Source organism: Candidatus Enterococcus testudinis (assembly GCF_002140915.1).
GTDB classification, from domain to species: Bacteria; Bacillota; Bacilli; order Lactobacillales; family Enterococcaceae; genus Enterococcus_D; species Enterococcus_D testudinis.
In genome coordinates, this window is record NZ_NGKU01000001.1 from 1309494 (window position 1) to 1330441 (window position 20948).

The following is a 20948-nucleotide window of genomic DNA, read 5'->3' on the forward strand; positions in this document are numbered from 1 at the left end:
TAAACTTATGTTAAAATAGAATGTACGTTCGCGAGGTGGAAAAAATGATTACAATCATTCGAATCAACAAAGGCAAAGGGCCTTTTTATGAAGTGGAAACATCTGAAGGTGAAATGTTGCGGGTCTCAGAAGATCTGCTGGTTCGTTTCAGACTGTTAAAAGGCAAAGAAATTACCGAAGCAGATATCAAAGCAATCAAGAAGAGTGCTGGCTTCGATGTTGGCTTGCAGCAGGCAATGAACTATATCAGTTACCAGCTGCGCTCTGAAATGGAAGTCCGTATGTATCTGAAAGACAAAGAGATTGACAGTCATGATCGACAACTCGTCATCGATCGTTTAAAGGACTTGAAACTGATTGATGACAAAATCTACGGTGAAAGTTACGTGCGGACGCAAATCAGAATCAGTGATAAAGGGCCGGTGGTCATTGGACAACAGCTAAAAAAGAAAGGCTTAAAAGATCCGGTGATCCAAGAAGTCTTGCCGCTTTATACCGAAGAGCTGCAATTTGAAGTAGGCTATCATACAGCAGAAAAAGCCTTGCGACGATTTCAAAATAAAAGCCATAAAGAAACGTTGCAAAAACTCAAATTACATTTGATGCAAAAAGGCTTTCAGCAGCAAGTTATCCAAATGATCCTTGATGAATTGCCAATGGAGAAAGACCAAGAACAGGAAAATGATGCTTTGCAAAAAGAAGGTGCACGGTTGCTGCGTCGCCATCAGCGTTTGCCCTTAATGAAACGTAAAATGAAAATCAAACAAGCCCTTTACCAAAAAGGCTTTTCGATTGAAGATATCCAACAATTTTTAGATGAGGAAGTCATGGATGAGTAAACAAGAAACAGACTGGGATCACGATATGATCAAGCAATTTCAAGAAGACTTTTTAGAGTGGTACCATTTAGAAAAGCGGAATTTACCATGGCGGGCTACCAATGATCCGTACGCAATCTGGATTTCAGAAATCATGCTGCAGCAAACGCGAGTTGAAACTGTCATTGGGTATTATTACCGTTTCATGGAAACATTCCCGACGATCGAGGCGTTAGCAAATGCAGAAGAGCAAAAACTTTTAAAAGTCTGGGAAGGCTTGGGGTACTATTCCCGTGCCCGTAATCTAAAGGCGGCGGCTGAACAGATTGTCCATACTTTTAATGGGCAAATGCCTGATACTGTAAATGACATTCGTTCATTAAAGGGAATCGGTCCGTATACAGCAGGGGCCATCGGCAGTATTGCCTTTGGGTTGCCGGAACCTGCGATCGATGGCAACGTGATGCGTGTAGTGAGTCGCTTGTTTTGTATTGAGTCTGATATCGCCAAAGCCAGCAGCCGAGTTGTCTTTGACCAAAAGATGCGCCAGATGATGCCCGAAAATGACCCCGGGGCTTTCAATCAAGCATTTATGGATTTAGGTTCCAGAATCTGTACCCCGACATCGCCAAACTGTCAGGAATGCCCGATCAGTCAGTATTGTTTGGCTTATGTAGAACAGAAACAAACGGATTTTCCAGTCAAATCAAAGAAAGCCAAAGCCAAGGATGTCTACTTTGTGGCTGCGGCGATCGAAGATGCTGGGCATTTCTTGTTGACGCAACGCAGTGCTAGTGGTTTGTTGGCCTCTATGTGGCATTTTCCTTTAGCGGAAGTTTCCAAATCAGAGTATCAGCAGTTGGCAACGCTATGGCAAAAAGAGGAACAGCCAGGTCAACTCGATTTGATCGCGGAAGAGTCTACGCCCACTATTTTTCCTGAACTGCCAGTGATTTGGCAAAAACGCCATTTCGGCGAAGTGACCCATTTATTTACCCATTTGAAATGGCATATCTTGTTGTTTTATGGGCGCAAAGGCCAACAATTTCCTGTTGAAATAGGGGAATGGGCAGCAGAGGATGATTTTGAGGGATATGTTTTTCCAAAGCCGCAGCAAAAAATGGTTGCGCAATTAAAGAAATATCAGAAACTCGATAAAGATTTCTAGGCAAAGGAGTCATTTATTGCTATAATTATACCGATGTCGGTGTAATGAACACCCAAACAAAACGCAAGGTCACTTGCTGAGGGAAGGGTTGCTATGCGAGTTCCAAAAGAAGGAGAGTTTGTAAGCATTCAAAGTTACAAACATGATGGCAATTTGCATCGAACGTGGCGGGATACGATGGTCTTAAAGACCAGCGAATTTTCAGTGATTGGGGTCAATGATCATACATTGGTGACCGAATCAGATGGAAGACGTTGGGTTACCCGTGAACCAGCAATTGTATATTTTCATAAAAAATACTGGTTTAATGTAATCGCAATGATTAGAGAAAAGGGGGTTTCCTATTATTGTAATCTTGCTTCACCGTATTTACTTGATGAAGAGGCGTTGAAATATATCGATTATGACCTTGATATTAAAGTATTTCCCGATGGCGAGAAACGTTTACTGGATGTGGATGAGTATGAATTACATAGTAAAATCATGCATTATCCGCAAGACACAGACTTTATCTTAAAAGAAAATGTCAAAATCTTAGTAGATTGGATCAATAATGGCAAAGGCCCCTTTTCACCAGGGTATGTGGACATTTGGTATGATCGCTACAAGCAGTTGTCTCAAAAATAAGGCAAATGGGTGCATGTACACTCATTTATCCGCAAGACTTCAACCATAATGTAATGGTTGGAGTTTTTTGTTCTTTCGAAAGCTGATTAAGTTTGATTTAAGGTGTCATTGTTAGTCTGAAAAACAGCAATGAATGAAGGATGTCTGAAAAATGAAGAAAGCAATTTTGTTCCTCTCGCTCATCAGTATTTTATTGGTTATGGTCTGTGTGGTGATCAAGACAAATCAAGTGGCAGATGATTCGTCGAATAGCGGAAAAACAACAGAAACACAAGCGTCGTCTGCTGCTGAAACAGCTAGTACTAGAACCCAGCAAACCGTCAAAAAAGTGCAAATCTATGTTGATCCAGCTCTTTATGACGCAACTGTCGAAAGTGAAAGTGATTATGTACAAATCTATGAAGGCACTGATTTGACAAATGTCGTAGGAAAAGTGCATCGCGGCTCTTGGGCAGATTATGTATCGGAAACAGATACGTTGATCCAAATCACAACAGATGATGGAATTACAGGCTATATTCCGCAAGCCAATGGCGAAATAGCCGAGATGAAGGAAAACGATTTGCCACAATCATTAGCCGATTTCAAGATCGTCTTAGATGCAGGGCATGGCGGGGAAGACTCAGGCGCCTTATCAACGGATGGCACGATCATGGAGAAGAATTTAACTCTTTCGACAGTCTTAACGATTGGTCAAACATTAAGCGAGGCTGGTGTGCAAGTCAGTTATACCCGGACTGAAGACGAATATATTGCATTGGCCGATATCGCCTCACTTTCATTGGCGCAAGAGCCAGATCTGTTTTTGAGTGTTCACTATGATAATTATAGCTATCCTAATGGCAATCAAGGGTACACAGTCTATTATTATTACCCCAGCTATGAAACGACCGCTACAACGATTGGTGGCAGTTTAGCGGATCAGCTGGATTTGGTCAATAATGGTGCCCGTTTTGGTAATTATTATGTGATTCGAGAACAGTATGTCCCTGCCATTTTGATTGAATTGGGCTATTTGAATAGTGATTATGATTTAGGGGTGATCACAGCGGAGGATTACGCCCAGCGTGTTTCTGCTGGTTTACTAGATGCACTAAAGACCATTGTTGCCGCGAATCAAGCAACCAGTGACTAAAAAACAGACGCTTTTCTCGTTGATCAACGAGAGAAGCGCCTGTTTTGGCTCATAAGGTTTTGGTCATTTTGATATGGGGCATATCTGCGTCTAAGAACACTTCGCCTTCTGCTTGATAACCTAATTTTTGATAAAAATCTTGTGCGGTCAACTGCGCGCCTAATGTAATTTTCTCGATGTGATGAGCTTTCGCGAAGGCTTCGGCACCTTCGATCAATATCCGGCCACAGCCGTGGCCGCGATAGTCTTTTGGTACCGCCATTCGTTGTAATTTCATGGTTTTGGCATCGATTGGCAAGAAGCGCAGGGTGGCCACCGACTGGTTTTGGTCATCATATAAGACAAAATGAACCGCCAAGGCTTCGTTTTCATCTACCTCTAGTGCGAGTGGGACACCTTGTTCTTTGACGAATACGGTATTTCTGATTTTTAGGGATGCTAAGTAGATGTCACTTAACGTATCTTTGGTTTGTGCAACATGCATGTCAGTTCACCTCAACAAGTTTTTCTTGGTTATTTTTATTAGTATAGCATTTTTTTTTGGAAAAAAACTTTTTCCTTCTTAAGTCGCAAGCTTTTTTTTTCGAAGTATTCTATAATGTAGAAAAAAGGAGGGAATTTCTTGTTCGATAAAATCAAACAATCAAAACTGTTCTTTTGGTCGTTAGAGTCCTTGGTTATAGTGACACTAGTATTTGTCCTAAGTAAAATCAATTTCTTGTTTGCGCCAGTCGGAACATTTTTTTCAACTTTATTTGCGCCAGTCTTGATTGCGGGCTTTCTATACTATCTCTTAAACCCAATCGTCGTTTTCCTAATGAAAACGACCAAAATGAAACGGGTATTTGCGGTAATCATTGTTTTGCTGCTGTTGTTGGGGGCAATCGTTTTGATGTTTTTCAGTGTGATTCCGAATCTGATCAGTCAGATTTCGCAATTGGCGGAAAATATTCCTAGTTTTGCCCGTAATATGGAAAACTGGATCTACTCGATGGCAGACGATCCATTCTTTAAACAAATCGATATTGCGCAGCAGTTGGAAAATTTAAACCTTTCCTACGGCACGATCATCCAACAATTTTTGAGTGGTCTATCAACAAGCTTGGGATCGATCGTCAGTACAATTGCTTCGGCGGCGATGATCATTGTAACAGTGCCGTTTATCTTGTTTTATATGCTAAAAGATGGCGAAAAGTTGGTACCGAATATCAAAAGTGTTTTTCCTGAAAAAAGACGGGAACAAATTGTTGAATTGCTGAACGATTTGAATAAAACCTTGTCGAATTATATCAGTGGCCAAGCAATCGAGTGTATTTTCGTAGGCACTTTTACGTTTATCGGCTATTGGATCTTAGGTGTCAATTATGCATTTCTTTTTGGCGTGATTGCTGGGATCACCAACTTGATTCCGTACCTTGGGCCATACCTTGGTCTGATTCCTGCTGTGTTGGTCACTATTTTTGACGAACCATTTCGGGCTTTATTATGCTGTATAGTTGTTTTGATCGTGCAGCAGCTTGACGGCAACATTATTTATCCGAATGTCATTGGCAAATCCTTGGCTATCCATCCACTGACAATCATCTTGGTTTTACTAGTAGCAGGCAATATCGCAGGTCTCTTGGGTATTTTCTTAGGTGTGCCATTTTATGCCATTTGCCGCACGATCGTGGTCTTCATCGTGCACTTGGTTAGAGATGACAAGAGTAAAAAGAATCAAGAGCGTCTTTTTGAGAATGGGTGACTGATGTTTTTTATTGCAAAGGAAAATGGTTTGTGATACGATTTTATCGTGGGCATAGCCCACGATTTTTTTTAGAATAAATGGAAAATAAGGAGAGAATGCTACTATGAATGCTGACCCCGAGAGTCAGTCGCTTTTAGCGCAAATTTTATTGTTGATCGTTTTGACATTAATCAATGCCTTTTTAGCGGCTTCTGAAATTGCGGTTGTTTCAGTCAACAAAAACCGTATCGAACAAAAGGCGGAAGAAGGAAATGTCAAATCACAAAAATTATTGAAAGTCATTGAAAATCCAACGAATTTCTTGTCAACGATCCAAGTTGGGATCACTTTAGTCAATATCTTATCAGGGGCTTCTCTGGCAGATACACTTTCCACGAAACTGGCACCATATTTAGGTGGTGGTTCCGCTGCTAAAAGTTTAGCCAATATCATTGTATTGGCGATATTGACCTATGTGTCGATCGTTTTTGGTGAATTGTATCCTAAGCGAATTGCTATGAACAAATCAGAAGAAGTGGCGCAATTTACTTCTGGTGTGATTCGCACGATCGGGACGATTGCAAAACCATTTGTTTGGTTATTATCTGCTTCAACAAGTTTGTTGGCACGGATCACGCCGATGGAGTTTGACGATGAAGATACCAAAATGACCAGAGATGAAATGCGGTATATGTTGGAAACTGAAGGTGTGTTCGAAGAAGATGAATTGGAAATGTTGCAAGGGATCTTCTCTTTGGATACCAAAGTTGCCCGTGAAGTAATGGTACCGCGTACCTCAGCTTTCATGGTGGATATCAATGATTCAGTAGAAGAAATTTTGACTGAAATTTTAGCAGAAAACTATTCTCGTATTCCTGTATATAATGAGGACAAAGATAAAGTTGTAGGTGTCTTGCACACCAAGAATCTTTTGAAGAGCGCCTACAAGCATGGATTTGAAACGATGGATATTCAACAAATCTTGCAAGAACCTTTATTTGTTCCAGAAACAGTCTTTATTGATGATTTATTGTATGAATTGAAGAAAACCCAAAACCAAATGGCCATTTTACTTGATGAATACGGTGGAGTCGTCGGACTCGTGACATTGGAAGACTTGTTGGAAGAAATTGTCGGTGAGATCGATGATGAATCAGATGAAGTCGAAGAATTATATGAAAAAATCTCTGATCAAGAATATGTGATCCAAGGCAGAATGTTGATCGATGACTTTAATGAAGCCTTCAATATGAGCTTGCATATGAGTGATGTCGATACAATGGCAGGGTACTTGATCACAGCATTAGGTCAGATTCCCGATGATGACGAAAAACTGTCCTTTGAAGTCGACAATGTAACATTGATCTCTGAGGAGATGGAAGGATCGCGGGTCTTGAAAATTCGTGTGAAATTCCATGACCCAGAAGATCGGGACATTGAACCAGAAGAAGAACGACGCTATTTCCGCAAAGATTTTGAAGAGGATGAACCTAGAAGATAACCACAAAAAACCAGCGATTGATACGCTGGTTTTTTTATTTGCATATTTTGTATGAATGCCCTTGCTTTGCGAAGGATAAACAGGTAGGATAGAAGAAAAGATTGATACAGCGAAAAAACAGATTAAAGAACAACTATCATTTTAATAAGAGCGTTTTAGTTGCAATTTTATTCTGATAAAGAGATTATAAGTGATGAAATAAATTGAATGGAGGTTGCTTCAAATGAAATTTTTCCGCATGCCTAGTGATGATATCCGCATGAATTTGGCAACTGAAGAATATTTAATGGATAACGTAGTTATTCAAGAGCCTTGCTTGCTGTTATACATTCAAAAACCCTGTGTTATAATCGGGAGAAATCAAAACGCCTATCAAGAGATCAATGTCTCATATCTGGAATCTGAATCGATCGTATTGACCCGTCGAACTTCAGGAGGTGGCGCAGTCTACGATGACTTGGGCAATATGAGTTTTAGCTTCGTGACCAAAAAGGATGCTGCCCTTTTCGGCGATTATCAGTCAGCCGCGCAACCGATCATGAAAGGATTGGCAGCGATGGGGGCAACGGGGATTACCGTTCATGGCCGAAATGATCTTTATATCGATGACAAAAAGTTTTCGGGAAATGCAATGTATACCAAAAAAGATCGGACCTATGCACATGGAACCTTGATGTTTGATGTCGACCTTGATGCACTCACACATGTTTTGCATGTTGCGGAAGAAAAGATTGCGTCGAAGGCCACGAAATCTGTGCGCAAAAGTGTCACCAATATCAAACCTTATCTAGCAGAAGCGTATCGTGATCTGGATACCTATGCCTTTCGTGATGCATTGCTCTGTCACATATATGGTGTGTCATCGATGGAGGAGATCGCCGATCAAGAATTGCAATTGACGGGTGAGGATCATCAAGCAATCGAACAGTTGTTTCATGACCGTTACGCAAATCCGCAATGGATTTTTGCTGAAGCCCCTGCTTTTGATTGGCAAAAGAGAAAACGGTTTGAGCGAGTGGGGATCGTAGAGATCAATTTTTCGGTTGCTAAGGGTTTGATTACGGCGTTACAGATACATGGTGACTTTTTTGGTCAAAAAGGCATCGAATCGTTGCAAGATCATTTGATAGGCAAGCCTTTTGAAGCTCAATCAATCAAAGAAATCTTGTCTCAGCACCCAGTGGACCACTATATCCACCAAATGACCAATGATGAATTTCTAGCGTTGTTGTTTCATTAAGGAGGCTTTCATGTTAACCATAAAGGATGTATCAAAAAGCTATGATCAACCGGTTCTAAAGCAGCTCTCTTTTGAAGTAGCCGCTGGAGAAATCGTGGGCGTCGTTGGAAAAAGCGGGTCTGGCAAATCAACTTTATTGCGGGTGTTGAATCTGATCGAGCAACCAGACCAAGGTGAAATAAAGATCGACAATCAAGTGATCGGTCATTTGAATCAGAAACAACATTTGACTCTTCAGCGAGAGATTGGCATGGTTTTTCAACAGTATAACCTATTAAGCAATTTGACGGTGTATGACAATGTTTATTTGCCGCTTAAATTATTGGGTAAATCTGGGGAAACAGTTGCTGAGATGCTGTCATTTGTCGGCATGGCGGACAAAGCCAATGCTTATCCAGCAAAACTGAGCGGTGGTGAGAAACAGCGAGTAGCGATTGCTAGAGCATTGATAAGAGAGCCGAAAATCTTGCTCTGTGATGAGCCGACAAGTGCTTTAGATGAGGATACAAAAAAAGACATCATGCGCTTGTTGCAGCAGGTGCAGCAGACCTTTAAGCCGGCGGTGGTCTTTGTCAGTCACGAGCTGTCAGTTGTTCGTCAACTATGCCAGCGGGTCTATGTGCTGGAGCAAGGACGCTTCACGGCTGAATTTACACATCAACCGCAACTGATCGACGTATCTGGTCTTAGCTACGTTGAACAGGTAGAGAGGAGTTTGCTGCATGTCGGTTCTTGAAAGTATTGACTATTATTTGCCAGAATTATGGCAAGCGTTGCGAGAAACAGGGATCATGATGGGGATATCCATTGGGGCAGCAATCATGCTCGGTTTGCCAATGGGCGTACTGCTGTATCTAACGAGGAGACAGTCTTTTTCTCTGGCCTATGAAGGCTTGAATCTGCTGGTGACGATCATCCGTTCATTTCCCTTCTTGCTCTTCGTCGTAGCCTTGATTCCTGTGACGAGAATGCTTTTAGGCAGTTCTTTTGGTCCAATTCCAGCGAGCTTGCCCCTAAGTATCGTAGCAATCAGTGTCTATGCCCGCTTAACTGAACAAGTCTTGTTAGATGTGCCGGAAGATGTGACGCTGCTGGCCAAATCACTTGGGGTGACGCGCTGGCAATATATTCGGTCTTTTTTGTTGCTTGAGGCCAGAAGCGGATTGGTCCTTGCTTTGACAACGACAATCGTCAGTATGGTTTCATATTCCACGGTTATGGGAATCGTAGGCGGCGGCGGAATTGGTGATTTCGCGATTCGCTATGGGTACCAACGCTATGAGTATGGAGTGATGTACTTTGCCATTTTGATCATGATTGTTTTGGTTTTTATATTGCAATGGCTTGGCAATGCCGTTGCAAAAAGAGTAGATAAACGTAAATAGGAGGAAAAGGTACATGAAAAAAGGATTGGTATTAGGTTTAGGTGTTTTGACACTGGGGTTATTGGCAGCCTGCGGTTCGACAACAAATAATGAAGGCAGCGAAGACAAAGTGATCAAGGTGGCCTCGCAAACGACACCGATGACGGATGTCGTTAAAGTGGCGGCAGAAGCGGTTGAAGATGGTTGGACGATCGAATTGGTCCAAGTCAATGACAATATTCAGTATAATGAATTGTTGAATAATGAAGAAGTAGATGCCAATTTTGCCCAACACCAACCATATATGGAGAAATTCAACGAAGAAAAGGATGCGCATTTAGTTGCTTTGGATAAAATCTACAATGCAAAGGTTGGTTTTTATTCTAAAGATTATACAGATATCGCGGATATTCCAGACGGCACAAAAGTGGCATTGCCAAATGATGTATCGAATGAAGGACGTGCATTGGCTATTTTAGCAGAACAAGGATTGATCACCTTGAAAGATGGTGTTGGAGTCAATGGTACGTTGAAAGACATCACAGAAAACCCGAAAAATTTTGAGTGGTTATCGGTGGATTTGCTGAATTTAGCGGAAGCTTATGAAGAACCGAACGTTTCGCTAGTCTACAACTATCCAACCTATATCGCGAAAATAGGCTTAAAACCTGAGGATGCACTATTCCTTGAGAAAACGATCGACGATCGATTTGCGATTTCATTAGTGGCGCGAGAAGACAATCAAGATTCTGAAAAAATCAAGGTCTTGCGCAAAGCGATGACAAGTGACAAAGTCAAAGAATTTTTAGAAAAAGACCATAGTGATACCTTGGTCCCAGCCTTTTAATCAACATGCATGCAACAATGCCATTCCTCAGGCCGATAATGTAAGGTGGGAATGGTCATTGTTGCGTTTTTTTCTTTTTTCTGATCTATTTCCATGATATACTGATTTGGTCGGAAATCTTGCAGGGGAGACTCTGTACATACGTAAATATAGAAATGGAGTTACATAACCAATGGATAACCCAAAATTAAAACAACAAGTAGATAGTCGCCGAACATTTGCGATCATCTCTCACCCGGATGCCGGGAAAACAACGATCACTGAACAATTGCTCTTATTTGGCGGCGCGATTCGTCAAGCTGGAACCGTTAAAGGGAAAAAGACAGGCAATTTCGCGAAATCTGACTGGATGGATATCGAAAAACAACGGGGGATCTCTGTAACCAGTTCCGTGATGCAATTTGATTACCAAGGAAAACGCGTCAATATCTTGGATACACCTGGACACGAAGATTTTTCGGAAGATACGTATCGAACATTAATGGCTGTCGATAGTGCAGTCATGGTCATCGATAGCGCCAAAGGGATTGAAGCACAAACCAAAAAATTATTTCAAGTAGTCAAAAAACGTGGTATCCCGATCTTTACCTTTATTAATAAATTGGATCGTGATGGCCGTGAGCCTTTGGATCTGTTAGAAGAGTTAGAAGATCTATTGGCAATCGAATCATTTCCGATGAATTGGCCTATCGGTATGGGAAAAGGTCTTGAAGGATTGTATGATATTCATAATCAACGGGTCGAGTTTTATCGTCCAGACAATCATGGCGGCGAACGTTTAGTACCTCTTGATGATGCTGGGCATCTGCCAGCGGATCATCCTTTTAGCCAAGACGGTTTGTTCCAACAAGTGATGGAAGAAGTGGAGTTACTACAAGAAGCAGGTGATTCCTTTGATACTGAGAAAATCGCACGCGGGGAGCAAACGCCGGTATTCTTTGGTTCGGCTTTGACCAACTTTGGGGTGCAAACATTCTTGGAAACATTCTTGCAATTTGCGCCGTCACCTTATGGGCACAAAACATTGGCTGATACAGAAGTGAGTCCTTATGAACCTGAAATGTCAGGATTCGTCTTTAAAATCCAAGCCAACATGAATCCTGCACACCGTGATCGGATCGCTTTCGTACGTATCTGTTCTGGGACCTTTGAACGGGGGATGGACGTTACATTAGAGCGGACGGGCAAGAAAATGAAATTAAGCAATGTGACACAATTTATGGCGGATACCCGCGAAAATATCGAAGAAGCAGTTGCAGGTGATATTATTGGTGTCTACGATACTGGGAATTATCAAATTGGTGATACGATTTACGAAGGTAAGTTAAAAGTAGCTTATGAAGAATTGCCTTCGTTTACACCGGAATTGTTTATGAAAGTCACAGCCAAGAATGTGATGAAACAAAAATCTTTCCATAAAGGTATCTATCAATTGGTCCAAGAAGGGGCCATTCAGTTGTACAAAACTTACTTAAGCGATGAATATATTATTGGTGCCGTTGGACAATTGCAGTTTGAAGTCTTCCAATACCGCATGCTGAATGAATATAATGCAGAAGTCATTATGACACCGATGGGCAATAAGATTGCGCGTTGGATCGACCCGAAAGACCTTGATGAACGGATGAGTTCAAGTCGAAACATTTTGGCCAAAGACCGTTTTGACCAACCCTTGTTCTTGTTCGAAAATCAATTTGCGATGCGTTGGTTTGCGGATAAATATCCGGATGTTGAATTGAAGAGTTTGATGTAGGAAACGACGTGTTTAGCATGAGTTGCAAAAAAATATATCTATAAAAGAGGGCTGCGACAGTCACCTTTTATAGATATTTTTTTCTTTATCAACTGGATGGGGAAAGGTTTTTTTGAATCGAGATCTCTACCACTTCTGGCATTTGAATAACAGATATACTGTTAGGGTCATACGAGCCGTTAGGTAGTTTCTTCAAAAAGTATTCTTGGATCTCTTCTACTTCTGTCGGTCGGATGTTGCGTTTTTTGTTGATCAGTAAGATTTCGTTATGATAGGGGGCAGAGGTAAAGATCACTGTTGTATCACCAGCGGTGTAAACCTTTACAAGTTCCGCATCCGTATTTTCTAACTGATTCATCACTAGTCGAGAATGGCTGTTGGTCACATTTATTAATTTCACCAGACTCACCTCACATTCTATGTATTTATTAATAACATTATAGAGCGTTTTTTTTCAAAATAAAAGCCAGACAACTCAGAAAATCCAATTTTTTGGGGTAACATGGTTGTCTGGCATGGTGATCACTACACGCAGTAATGTCTCACCTCACTCTTTTTATTCGTGTTCTTCAGAATCGCTGACTTGTTGTATGTCTGCTTCGGGTGTTTTTGCGGTCACGATAATTTTGTCTGAATCATCGATTTCAGCTTGTAATGCACGGACTTCTGGATGTTCCAGATAGTATTCCGCGATGCCGTCTTCGATCTGATCTTGAATGGTTCGACGCAATGGTCGTGCACCCATGGTGGCACTATAGCCCAAATCGACTAATTTTTCTTGTACATTTTGCGGCACTTCGATCGATAATTTTTGTTGACGCAGTGTTTGATTGACTTCATCCAGCATCAATGAAACGATCGATAACAAGTTTTCTTTGCTTAGAGATTGGAATTCAACGATGCCGTCAAAACGGTTCAAGAATTCAGGTGTAAAATAATTGTTCAATTGATTGAGTACAGAGCGTGTAATGCCTTCTCTGGCTGCGCCAAAGCCAACATTTGCTTCGACTTTACCTGTTCCAGCATTACTTGTCATGATGATCAAGGTATCTTTAAAGCTGACAGTTCTGCCTTGTGCATCTGTCAAACGTCCGTCATCTAAAATTTGCAAGAACATGTGTAGAACATCTGGGTGAGCTTTTTCGACTTCATCCAACAAAATCAAACTATAAGGATTCCGACGCACTTTTTCAGTTAATTGGCCGGCTTCTTCATAACCAACATAGCCTGGAGGAGAACCAATCAATTTTGCTACACTGTGTTTTTCCATGTATTCTGACATATCAAAGCGAATCATGGCGTCTGCTGAACCAAATAGTTCAAAGGCCAATTGTTTTGCCAATTCAGTCTTCCCAACACCTGTTGGTCCAACAAAAAGGAAAGAACCGATTGGGCGATTTTGTTTGCCTAAACCAACGCGGTTGCGGCGGATCGCTTTGGCTACTTTGTCGATGGCTTCTTGTTGACCAATCACTTTGGCTTTCAAATCATCAGCAAGGTTTTTTAATTGAGTTTGTTCTTTTTCCTTTAAATCACCGACAGGAATGTTGGTCCGTTCTTCAACGATTTGTTCCATATCTTTTTCGGTGATGACTGGCGTTTCTTCATCGCTGATTTGTCGTTCTTTCATTTTTTGCAGTTTATTGATCTGATCACGGTAGTAAGCGGCTTTCTCAAAGTCTTCTTCTTGGGAAGCGGCTTGTTTTTGTGCTTCAGCTTCTTGCAATTTTTTATCGATCATTTTTGGATCAACGATTTGGATCGTTAAGTTTTTCTTTGAGCCAGTTTCATCCAATAAATCGATGGCTTTATCTGGCAAGAAACGATCCTGAATATAACGGTTTGATAAAGTAGCAGCTGCTTGAATCGCTTCGTCAGTATACCGAACATGATGGTAGTCTTCGTAGCGTGGTTGCAGACCTTGTAAAATACGAATCGTTTCTTCGACAGTTGGTTCATCGACACGGACTGGTTGCAAGCGACGTTCTAAGGCCGCATCCTTTTCAATGATGCGGTATTCATTCAATGTCGTCGCTCCGACCATTTGCAATTCACCACGAGCAAGTGCGGGTTTCAAGATATTTCCCGCATCCATATTGCCATCGCCAGCAGCACCGGCCCCGACAATTTCGTGGACTTCATCGATAAATAAAATCACGTTCTCAGCTTGCTTGATTTCTTCGATCAGTTTTTGGATTCGTTCTTCAAATTGACCACGAATGCCTGTGCCTTGAACAAGGGAGGCAACGTCTAAGCGAATGACTTCTTTGTCCATCAGCTTTTGCGGTACATCGCCATCCACGATTTTTTGGGCTAATCCTTCGACAACTGCCGTTTTACCGACACCGGGCTCACCAATCAAAACAGGATTATTTTTGGTACGGCGATTCAAGATTTCAATGACGCGTTTGATTTCACTATCACGTCCAACAACAGGATCGACTTCGCCATCCCGTGCCATTTGAGTAATATTGATCCCGTATTCTCCTAAAAGACCATTGGTCGCTTGGTTGTTCCGCGGTGGTTGACCACCGATGAATCCATTGCCGCCAGTTTGGGTAGGTGGCGTTTGATCAGCAGGATTTCCTTGCTGCATTTGACGGGACATTTGACGGAATAGATCATCCAAATTTCCAAAACCAAATGGGTCTTGCGCCATAGCGGCGGCAGCGTTTCCTGATTGTGTTTTTAATTTTTGATAACAACTTTGACAATAATCCAATTGTTTTCGTTGACCATTGACATTGGCATATAAATGAATCGATGCTTCATTTTTGCCACAATTTTGACAAAGCATAGATACACGACCTTTCTGATAGTTATCCTTTTTTATCCTATTATTTAATCAAAAGGATGATTAAAAAAGGGCAGTCATTTATCAAGGTTCTATTGACCTTTACTGACCATAATTCTATTATACTGACTTTTGATCAGACTGCAACCATTTTAACTTGATCATTTTAGAAATTTGACTGGCTTTTTGAATGCTTTTCAAGTCTAGAAATTTCCCTTATAATAGGAACAAAGAGGTGAACAGCAGAAAATGGATAACATTGATTTCAATACCAGTATCAACCAGCTGAGAAGCGGAGAAATCAAAGAGTTGTTGGTCACTCAAACGCAATTTTTAGTTTTTCGCGATGTATGGCTGCAACTTGATGATCGTGTCAATTTCGTCGGAGAAGCCGGTTTGAATGGTACTATTATTTATCGATATCAGTCAGAAAATAAATAGCTGATCTATTTCGATCGGATATTTGAGAGAAAACGGTTGTCTAACTAAGAAAAAAATGGTAATCTTAACAGTTGAAAGGGTAATTTTTTTATGGTGCTTTGTGCGCCTTTAAAATGATGCCTTCACACAAAAAAATGGTTCATAAGGGAGATTGATCAATATGGAAAAGAAAGATTTTCACGTAGTTGCTGAGACAGGTATCCACGCACGTCCAGCTACATTATTAGTACAAACAGCAAGCAAATTCAATTCTGATATCAACTTAGAATACAAAGGCAAATCAGTAAACCTTAAATCAATCATGGGCGTTATGTCATTAGGCGTTGGCCAAGGTTCTGACGTTACAATCACAGCTGAAGGCGCTGACGAAGCAGATGCAATTGCTGCAATCGTTGAAACAATGAAAAAAGAAGGTTTGTCTGAATAATGGTTGAGATGCTAAAAGGAATTGCTGCTAGTGATGGCGTTGCCGTTGCGAAAGCCTACCTGTTAGTACAACCTGATTTATCTTTTTCAAAAGTAACAGTTGAAGATACGGCAGCAGAGGAAGCACGTTTAGATGAAGCGTTGGCGAAGTCAACTGCGGAATTACAACAAATCCGCGACAAAGCTGCGCAAACACTAGGCGAAGCAGAAGCACAAGTATTTGACGCGCATCTAATGGTTCTTTCAGATCCAGAAATGATCGGTCAAATCAAACAAAACGTGACAGACAACAAAGTCAATGCTGAAGCAGCATTGAAAGAAGTGACTGACATGTATATTGGTATGTTTGAAGCAATGGATGACAATGCTTACATGCAAGAACGGGCAGCGGATATCAAAGATGTCGCAAAACGTATCTTGGCGCATTTGTTGAATGTAACCTTGCCAAATCCTTCAATGATCAACGAAGAAGTCGTTGTTGTTGCTCATGACTTGACACCAAGTGATACAGCACAATTAGACCGCAACTTCGTAAAAGCTTTTGTTACAGATATCGGTGGACGTACATCTCACTCTGCAATCATGGCACGGTCATTAGAAATTCCTGCAATCGTAGGAACGATGGAAATTACCGCAAAAGTGAATGCAGGCGATATTTTAGCTGTAAATGGAATCATCGGCGATGTGATCGTGAATCCAACTGATGATCAAGCAGCTGAATTTATCAAAGCAGGAGAAGCTTACGCTGACCAAAAAGCAGAATGGGAAAAATTGAAAGATGCTGAAACAGTGACCGCTGATGGCAAGCACTTTGAATTGGCTGCGAATATCGGAACACCTAAAGATTTAGATGGTGTTCACAACAATGGTGCAGAAGCAGTTGGTTTATACCGTACTGAATTCTTGTACATGGATTCTCCTGATTTCCCAACAGAAGAAGACCAATATAAAGCATACAAAGCAGTTTTAGAAGGAATGGCTGGCAAACCAGTTGTTGTCCGTACGATGGACATCGGTGGGGACAAAGAGCTTCCTTATCTAAAATTACCTCATGAAATGAATCCATTCTTAGGCTATCGTGCATTGCGCATCAGCTTGTCTGAATTAGGGGACGATATGTTCCGTACGCAATTACGTGCCTTGCTTCGTGCATCAGCTCATGGAAATCTTCGTATTATGTTCCCAATGGTGGCAACATTGAAAGAATTCCGGACAGCGAAAAAAATGTACGATGAAGAACGTCAAAAATTGATTGATGAAGGTGTTGAAATTTCAAATGATATCCAAGTAGGTATCATGATCGAAATTCCAGCTGCAGCTGTTTTGGCAGATAAATTTGCCAAAGAAGTTGACTTCTTCAGTATTGGTACCAATGATTTGATCCAATACACAATGGCTGCCGATCGGATGAATGAACGCGTATCTTACTTATACCAACCATATAACCCATCCATCTTACGTTTGATCAAAAACGTCATCGATGCAGCGCACGCTGAAGGTAAATGGGCTGGTATGTGCGGCGAAATGGCTGGGGATCAAACAGCTGTACCGTTGTTAGTAGGTATGGGCTTAGACGAGTTTTCAATGAGTGCAACTTCTGTTCTAAAAACACGCAGCCTAATGAAACGCTTATCAACTACTGATATGCAAGAATTGGCGAAACGTGCTTTAGAAGATTGTGATACAATGGAAGATGTTGTAGCATTGATCGACGAGTATGTGAAGTAAGCAAACAGTTAAGGCAGTAAGCATCCGCTTACTGCCTTTTTTGCGTATACACATATAATTGACGTAACGAACAGTTTTGTCATATTCTACGTTAAATCATTGCTATTTCTAGTGATTCCAGTATCATGGAGACTAAGGATAAGCCATTACTAGGACCATGGTAGGAGTGTGTCTACAACTGACTATGCTATACTATAGGTAGACATATTCAGTACCAAGGAGGAATTGTTTTTGAAAGTACTGCTTTACTTTGAAGGAGAAAAGTTATTGGCCAAATCAGGGATTGGCAGAGCGTTGGCCCATCAACAAAGAGCGTTGACTGATGTGGGTATTCCTTTTACATTAGACCGACATGCTGAAGATTATGATATATTGCATATCAATACCTATGGCATAAATAGTCTGCATATGGTTAACAAAGCCAAGCGACAAGGGAAAAAAGTCATTTATCATGCCCATTCTACAGAAGAGGATTTTCGGAATTCATTTATCGGTTCGAACCAGCTATCGCCATTATATAAAAAATATCTGATCAATCTATATGAAAGAGCCGATCAATTGATCACGCCGACACCTTATTCGAAAGAATTGTTAGAAAGTTATGGGCTGAACCTGCCGATCAAGGCAATTTCCAATGGGATCGATTTAGCAAAATATCAACCAAAGGCGGAAAAAGAACAAGCCTTTCGCGATTATTTTCAATTAGATCCGAATCAAAAAGTCATTATCTCAGTTGGGTTGTTTTTTGAACGCAAAGGTATTCTTGATTTTGTCGAGATTGCTAAACAATTACCTGAATACACATTTATCTGGTTTGGCCATACACCGATGATGACCATTCCCAAAAAGATCCGTGATTTGGTCAATGAAAATCATCCCGCCAATGTCTTATTCCCAGGCTATATTAAAGGAGATATTATTGAAGGTGCCTATTCGGCCGCTGATTTGTTCTTTTTCCCATCTTATGAAGAAACGGAAGGTATCGTGGTATTAGAAGCCTTGGCCAGCAGACAACACATTTTGGTGCGAGACATCCCAGTTTATAAAGGCTGGCTCAAAGAGAACGAAAATGCCTATATGGCCAAAGACAATAACCACTTTGCTGCAAAAATCAAAGCAATCGTGGAAGGTGAAATGCCAGACTTAACCGAGGCTGGCTATCGTACGGCGCAGTCAAAAAGTATTGATGCAATTGGAAAAGAGTTACAAACTGTCTATCAGCAAGTGTTGACAAAGAAGTAGCAATTATGCGAAGTTTGGAGGTACCGTTTTGAAAATCGGATTTTTCACAGACACTTACTTTCCACAGGTCAGTGGTGTAGCAACATCAATCAAAACGTTAAAAGAAGAATTAGAGAAAAAAGGGCATAAAGTCTATATTTTTACGACAACAGACCCAAATGCAGCGTTAGATGAAGAAGATATCATTCGCATGCCGAGTGTTCCCTTCGTGTCATTCAAAGACCGAAGAATCGTCGTTCGAGGAATGGTGTATGCGTATTTGATCGCCAAAGAGTTGGAGTTGGAGCTGATTCATACCCATACGGAGTTCGGTGCAGGTATGTTAGGGAAAATGGTCGGTAAAAAAATGCAGATTCCGGTGATCCACACGTATCATACGATGTACGAAGACTATCTTCATTATATCGCCAATGGCAAAGTGTTGCGGCCGGCACATGTGAAATATTTGTCTCGTATTTTTGCCAATCACAGTACCGGCGTGGTCTGTCCAAGTGAACGGGTCATCGACACTTTGAGAGGCTATGGTGTGGTTTCGCCAATGCGTATCATCCCGACCGGAATAGAAGTGGATAAATTCAGGCGTCCGGATATTACGGCAGAAATGAAAAAAACACTGCGCCAACAATTAGCGATCGCAGACGATCAACCGATGCTCTTATCTTTAAGCCGTATTTCATATGAAAAAAATATTCAAGCAATTATAGATGGCATGCCGGAAATCCTCGCTTCGATCCCAGAGGCGAAACTAGTGATCGTTGGTAAAGGTCCCCATAAAGAAAAACTCGAAGAAAAAGTAGCCGATATGCAATTATCTGATCATATTTATTTTGTCGGTGAAGTACCCAATGATGAAGTGGCCATTTATTATCATGCTGCGGATTATTTCGTCAGTGCATCCACCTCGGAAACCCAAGGGTTGACTTATACGGAGGCCATGGCTGCTGGCACACCTTTAGTGGTGGAAGGCAATGATTACTTGAATACATTGATTGATGATCCTTCCCTAGGAGTGACCTATCAAACAGACCAAGACTTTGCCCGTACGTTTATTGATTATGTCCAAAAGCAAATTCCAGCAGACCCTGAAGTCTTGAGACGCAAGATGTATGAAATCTCTGCGCTGCGGTTTGGCGAAACAATGCTTTCTTTTTATCATGATATGGTCGCTTATTACGAAACGACTGAATTGGAAAAAGAAACGGAGCAAACGTTGGAAAAATTCAAAGTGAAATTGAAAGCTTTCCGTCGTACAAGTGAGTAAGGAAAACTTTTCTCGCCTACAATTAAACAAGACAAAAAGTATTATCAGAAATGATGCTATTTTTTGTCTTGTTTTATTTTGCATAAAGCAATGGTATATTGAAAATAAGATATATTGTCCACTATGGATATACGGTGTAAACTTGCTGTAGAAGATGATTTTTGTGAATATAAAAAAAGAAAAACTAGAGAAGTAGAAAATTCAATAGTAGTTACTTTATCAAAAGAGAGTTTATTGAAAAAAGGATTGAAACCAGGCGACACTATTTTTATTGATGAAGACAAAATGATGGATGCAATTGTGAAAGAAGAAAGCAATGTAGATCTTGAAATTGATATGTACATAAATCAAGCGTTATCTGAATATGATACAGCATTGAAGGAATTAGTTGATAGATGATCTATTTAAGTGAAAAAAGATATAATGAAATTAAATGTGATTCAAATAAAAAATTATTCACCAAAGGAAACAATTGGTATTATTGATAAAAACGTTTTGAGCATGGCTGTAAATCAACCTAAAAAGCATATTTTTGGAAAAGATCTTTATCCTGATCATTTCAGTAAAGCAGCTGTTCTATTGATCAATTTGATTAAAAAGCATCCATTTCATAATGCGAATAAACGTACAGCATTTCTAGCTGTATATGTTTTTCTTAAGCTAAACGGCTACTTTCTAAGAATGGAAAATCAGGAAGTTGTAGAATTTGTGGTTAACATTGCTACATATCTGGGTGATTTTAATGATTTAAAAGAGATAACAGCTGATAGATTAAAAAATCATTCAACGAAAATCGATGCTAAAAATATGAAGTAATGGATTGGTATGGATAGATCAGGAGCGTTAGAATACCTTCAATAGAAGTAAAATACAGCTG

General features: G+C 40.7%; 21 protein-coding genes. 18 read left to right on the forward strand and 3 right to left on the reverse strand.

Features of this window, described 5'->3' with window-relative positions; all coding sequences use genetic code 11:
• The first annotated feature begins 44 nt into the window (after nucleotides 1-44).
• The 4 genes from recX to A5886_RS06285 all read left to right on the forward strand — a co-directional run bounded on the left by recX (nucleotide 45) and on the right by A5886_RS06285 (nucleotide 3748).
• On the forward strand, nucleotides 45-839 hold the full coding sequence (recX, locus tag A5886_RS06270; RefSeq protein ID WP_086274157.1) for a recombination regulator RecX: 795 nt from the start codon (nucleotides 45-47) through the stop codon (nucleotides 837-839).
• Nucleotides 832-1986, forward strand: a complete 1155-nt coding sequence (gene mutY, locus A5886_RS06275; protein ID WP_086274158.1) for an A/G-specific adenine glycosylase — start codon at nucleotides 832-834, stop codon at nucleotides 1984-1986. Before recX ends, mutY begins: the two co-directional genes overlap by 8 nt.
• A 93-nt stretch (nucleotides 1987-2079) precedes the next feature.
• The gene (gene ntdP, locus A5886_RS06280; RefSeq protein ID WP_086274159.1) at nucleotides 2080-2613 is read left to right on the forward strand and encodes a nucleoside tri-diphosphate phosphatase; all 534 of its coding nucleotides are present in this window, start codon (nucleotides 2080-2082) and stop codon (nucleotides 2611-2613) included.
• Between the two features lie 151 nt (nucleotides 2614-2764).
• Nucleotides 2765-3748 (forward strand): N-acetylmuramoyl-L-alanine amidase family protein, encoded by a 984-nt coding sequence (locus A5886_RS06285; protein WP_256926161.1) that lies wholly within the window; start codon nucleotides 2765-2767, stop codon nucleotides 3746-3748.
• Nucleotides 3749-3797: 49 nt separating this feature from the next.
• On the opposite strand, the gene A5886_RS06290 is transcribed toward A5886_RS06285, so the two are convergent.
• Nucleotides 3798-4232 (reverse strand): GNAT family N-acetyltransferase, encoded by a 435-nt coding sequence (locus A5886_RS06290; protein WP_086274160.1) that lies wholly within the window; start codon nucleotides 4230-4232, stop codon nucleotides 3798-3800.
• A 138-nt stretch (nucleotides 4233-4370) separates the two neighbouring features.
• Here A5886_RS06290 and A5886_RS06295 point away from each other — a divergent pair, with 138 nt between their 5' ends.
• The 7 genes from A5886_RS06295 to A5886_RS06325 all read left to right on the forward strand — a co-directional run bounded on the left by A5886_RS06295 (nucleotide 4371) and on the right by A5886_RS06325 (nucleotide 12179).
• Complete coding sequence (locus tag A5886_RS06295; RefSeq protein WP_086274161.1) at nucleotides 4371-5492, forward strand: AI-2E family transporter; 1122 nt, start codon at nucleotides 4371-4373, stop codon at nucleotides 5490-5492.
• A gap of 106 nt (nucleotides 5493-5598) precedes the next feature.
• A complete protein-coding gene (locus A5886_RS06300) occupies nucleotides 5599-6975 on the forward strand; it encodes a hemolysin family protein (protein ID WP_086274162.1) in 1377 nt (458 codons plus the stop codon).
• A 223-nt stretch (nucleotides 6976-7198) separates the two neighbouring features.
• Complete coding sequence (gene lplA, locus A5886_RS06305) at nucleotides 7199-8215, forward strand: lipoate--protein ligase (protein WP_086274163.1); 1017 nt, start codon at nucleotides 7199-7201, stop codon at nucleotides 8213-8215.
• A gap of 10 nt (nucleotides 8216-8225) precedes the next feature.
• Complete coding sequence (locus tag A5886_RS06310; protein ID WP_086274164.1) at nucleotides 8226-8951, forward strand: methionine ABC transporter ATP-binding protein; 726 nt, start codon at nucleotides 8226-8228, stop codon at nucleotides 8949-8951.
• Nucleotides 8938-9600, forward strand: coding sequence for a metal ABC transporter permease EmtB (emtB, locus tag A5886_RS06315; RefSeq protein ID WP_086274165.1), 663 nt, complete (start codon nucleotides 8938-8940; stop codon nucleotides 9598-9600). Before A5886_RS06310 ends, emtB begins: the two co-directional genes overlap by 14 nt.
• 13 nt (nucleotides 9601-9613) lie before the next feature.
• Entirely contained in the window at nucleotides 9614-10426 is an 813-nt protein-coding gene (locus tag A5886_RS06320) for a MetQ/NlpA family ABC transporter substrate-binding protein (protein WP_086274166.1), read from the forward strand.
• A gap of 172 nt (nucleotides 10427-10598) precedes the next feature.
• Nucleotides 10599-12179: a peptide chain release factor 3 gene (locus A5886_RS06325; protein WP_086274167.1), complete on the forward strand. Its 1581-nt coding sequence runs from the start codon at nucleotides 10599-10601 to the stop codon at nucleotides 12177-12179.
• 88 nt (nucleotides 12180-12267) lie between these two features.
• Here the strand turns inward: A5886_RS06325 and A5886_RS06330 are convergent, their stop codons facing one another.
• The gene (locus tag A5886_RS06330; protein ID WP_086274168.1) at nucleotides 12268-12579 is read right to left on the reverse strand and encodes a DUF1827 family protein; all 312 of its coding nucleotides are present in this window, start codon (nucleotides 12577-12579) and stop codon (nucleotides 12268-12270) included.
• A 156-nt stretch (nucleotides 12580-12735) separates the two neighbouring features.
• Nucleotides 12736-14976 carry an ATP-dependent Clp protease ATP-binding subunit gene (locus A5886_RS06335; protein WP_086274169.1) on the reverse strand — a complete coding sequence of 747 codons (2241 nt, stop codon included), beginning with the start codon at nucleotides 14974-14976 and terminating at the stop codon, nucleotides 12736-12738.
• A gap of 246 nt (nucleotides 14977-15222) precedes the next feature.
• Here A5886_RS06335 and ykzS point away from each other — a divergent pair, with 246 nt between their 5' ends.
• The 7 genes from ykzS (at nucleotide 15223) to A5886_RS06370 (ending at nucleotide 20887) form a co-directional block, all read left to right on the forward strand.
• Entirely contained in the window at nucleotides 15223-15414 is a 192-nt protein-coding gene (gene ykzS / locus A5886_RS06340) for a protein YkzS (protein ID WP_086274170.1), read from the forward strand.
• Nucleotides 15415-15574: 160 nt separating this feature from the next.
• Complete coding sequence (locus A5886_RS06345) at nucleotides 15575-15841, forward strand: phosphocarrier protein HPr (RefSeq protein ID WP_003126335.1); 267 nt, start codon at nucleotides 15575-15577, stop codon at nucleotides 15839-15841.
• Nucleotides 15841-17568 (forward strand): phosphoenolpyruvate--protein phosphotransferase, encoded by a 1728-nt coding sequence (gene ptsP, locus A5886_RS06350; protein ID WP_086274171.1) that lies wholly within the window; start codon nucleotides 15841-15843, stop codon nucleotides 17566-17568. The genes A5886_RS06345 and ptsP overlap by 1 nt, the downstream gene beginning before the upstream one ends.
• A gap of 231 nt (nucleotides 17569-17799) precedes the next feature.
• Nucleotides 17800-18810, forward strand: coding sequence for an LTA glycolipid anchor biosynthesis glycosyltransferase, IagA/BgsA family (locus A5886_RS06355; protein WP_086274172.1), 1011 nt, complete (start codon nucleotides 17800-17802; stop codon nucleotides 18808-18810).
• 28 nt (nucleotides 18811-18838) lie between these two features.
• Complete coding sequence (locus A5886_RS06360) at nucleotides 18839-20071, forward strand: glycosyltransferase family 4 protein (protein ID WP_086274173.1); 1233 nt, start codon at nucleotides 18839-18841, stop codon at nucleotides 20069-20071.
• 123 nt (nucleotides 20072-20194) lie between these two features.
• A complete protein-coding gene (locus tag A5886_RS06365; RefSeq protein WP_086274174.1) occupies nucleotides 20195-20470 on the forward strand; it encodes an AbrB/MazE/SpoVT family DNA-binding domain-containing protein in 276 nt (91 codons plus the stop codon).
• A 24-nt stretch (nucleotides 20471-20494) separates the two neighbouring features.
• On the forward strand, nucleotides 20495-20887 hold the full coding sequence (locus A5886_RS06370; RefSeq protein ID WP_086276007.1) for a type II toxin-antitoxin system death-on-curing family toxin: 393 nt from the start codon (nucleotides 20495-20497) through the stop codon (nucleotides 20885-20887).
• The last annotated feature ends 61 nt before the right edge of the window (nucleotides 20888-20948 follow it).

Excerpts from the sequence above, each read along its gene's own strand:
- recX (WP_086274157.1), top strand. The coding sequence starts at position 45 with ATGATTACAATCATTCGAATCAACAAAGGCAAAGGGCCTTTTTATGAA.
- mutY (WP_086274158.1), top strand. The coding sequence starts at position 832 with ATGAGTAAACAAGAAACAGACTGGGATCACGATATGATCAAGCAATTT.
- ntdP (WP_086274159.1), top strand. The coding sequence starts at position 2,080 with ATGCGAGTTCCAAAAGAAGGAGAGTTTGTAAGCATTCAAAGTTACAAA.
- A5886_RS06285 (WP_256926161.1), top strand. The coding sequence starts at position 2,765 with ATGAAGAAAGCAATTTTGTTCCTCTCGCTCATCAGTATTTTATTGGTT.
- A5886_RS06290 (WP_086274160.1), bottom strand. The coding sequence starts at position 4,232 with ATGCATGTTGCACAAACCAAAGATACGTTAAGTGACATCTACTTAGCA.
- A5886_RS06300 (WP_086274162.1), top strand. The coding sequence starts at position 5,599 with ATGAATGCTGACCCCGAGAGTCAGTCGCTTTTAGCGCAAATTTTATTG.
- lplA (WP_086274163.1), top strand. The coding sequence starts at position 7,199 with ATGAAATTTTTCCGCATGCCTAGTGATGATATCCGCATGAATTTGGCA.
- A5886_RS06310 (WP_086274164.1), top strand. The coding sequence starts at position 8,226 with ATGTTAACCATAAAGGATGTATCAAAAAGCTATGATCAACCGGTTCTA.
- emtB (WP_086274165.1), top strand. The coding sequence starts at position 8,938 with ATGTCGGTTCTTGAAAGTATTGACTATTATTTGCCAGAATTATGGCAA.
- A5886_RS06320 (WP_086274166.1), top strand. The coding sequence starts at position 9,614 with ATGAAAAAAGGATTGGTATTAGGTTTAGGTGTTTTGACACTGGGGTTA.
- A5886_RS06325 (WP_086274167.1), top strand. The coding sequence starts at position 10,599 with ATGGATAACCCAAAATTAAAACAACAAGTAGATAGTCGCCGAACATTT.
- A5886_RS06335 (WP_086274169.1), bottom strand. The coding sequence starts at position 14,976 with ATGCTTTGTCAAAATTGTGGCAAAAATGAAGCATCGATTCATTTATAT.
- ykzS (WP_086274170.1), top strand. The coding sequence starts at position 15,223 with ATGGATAACATTGATTTCAATACCAGTATCAACCAGCTGAGAAGCGGA.
- A5886_RS06345 (WP_003126335.1), top strand. The coding sequence starts at position 15,575 with ATGGAAAAGAAAGATTTTCACGTAGTTGCTGAGACAGGTATCCACGCA.
- ptsP (WP_086274171.1), top strand. The coding sequence starts at position 15,841 with ATGGTTGAGATGCTAAAAGGAATTGCTGCTAGTGATGGCGTTGCCGTT.
- A5886_RS06365 (WP_086274174.1), top strand. The coding sequence starts at position 20,195 with ATGGATATACGGTGTAAACTTGCTGTAGAAGATGATTTTTGTGAATAT.
- A5886_RS06370 (WP_086276007.1), top strand. The coding sequence starts at position 20,495 with ATGAAATTAAATGTGATTCAAATAAAAAATTATTCACCAAAGGAAACA.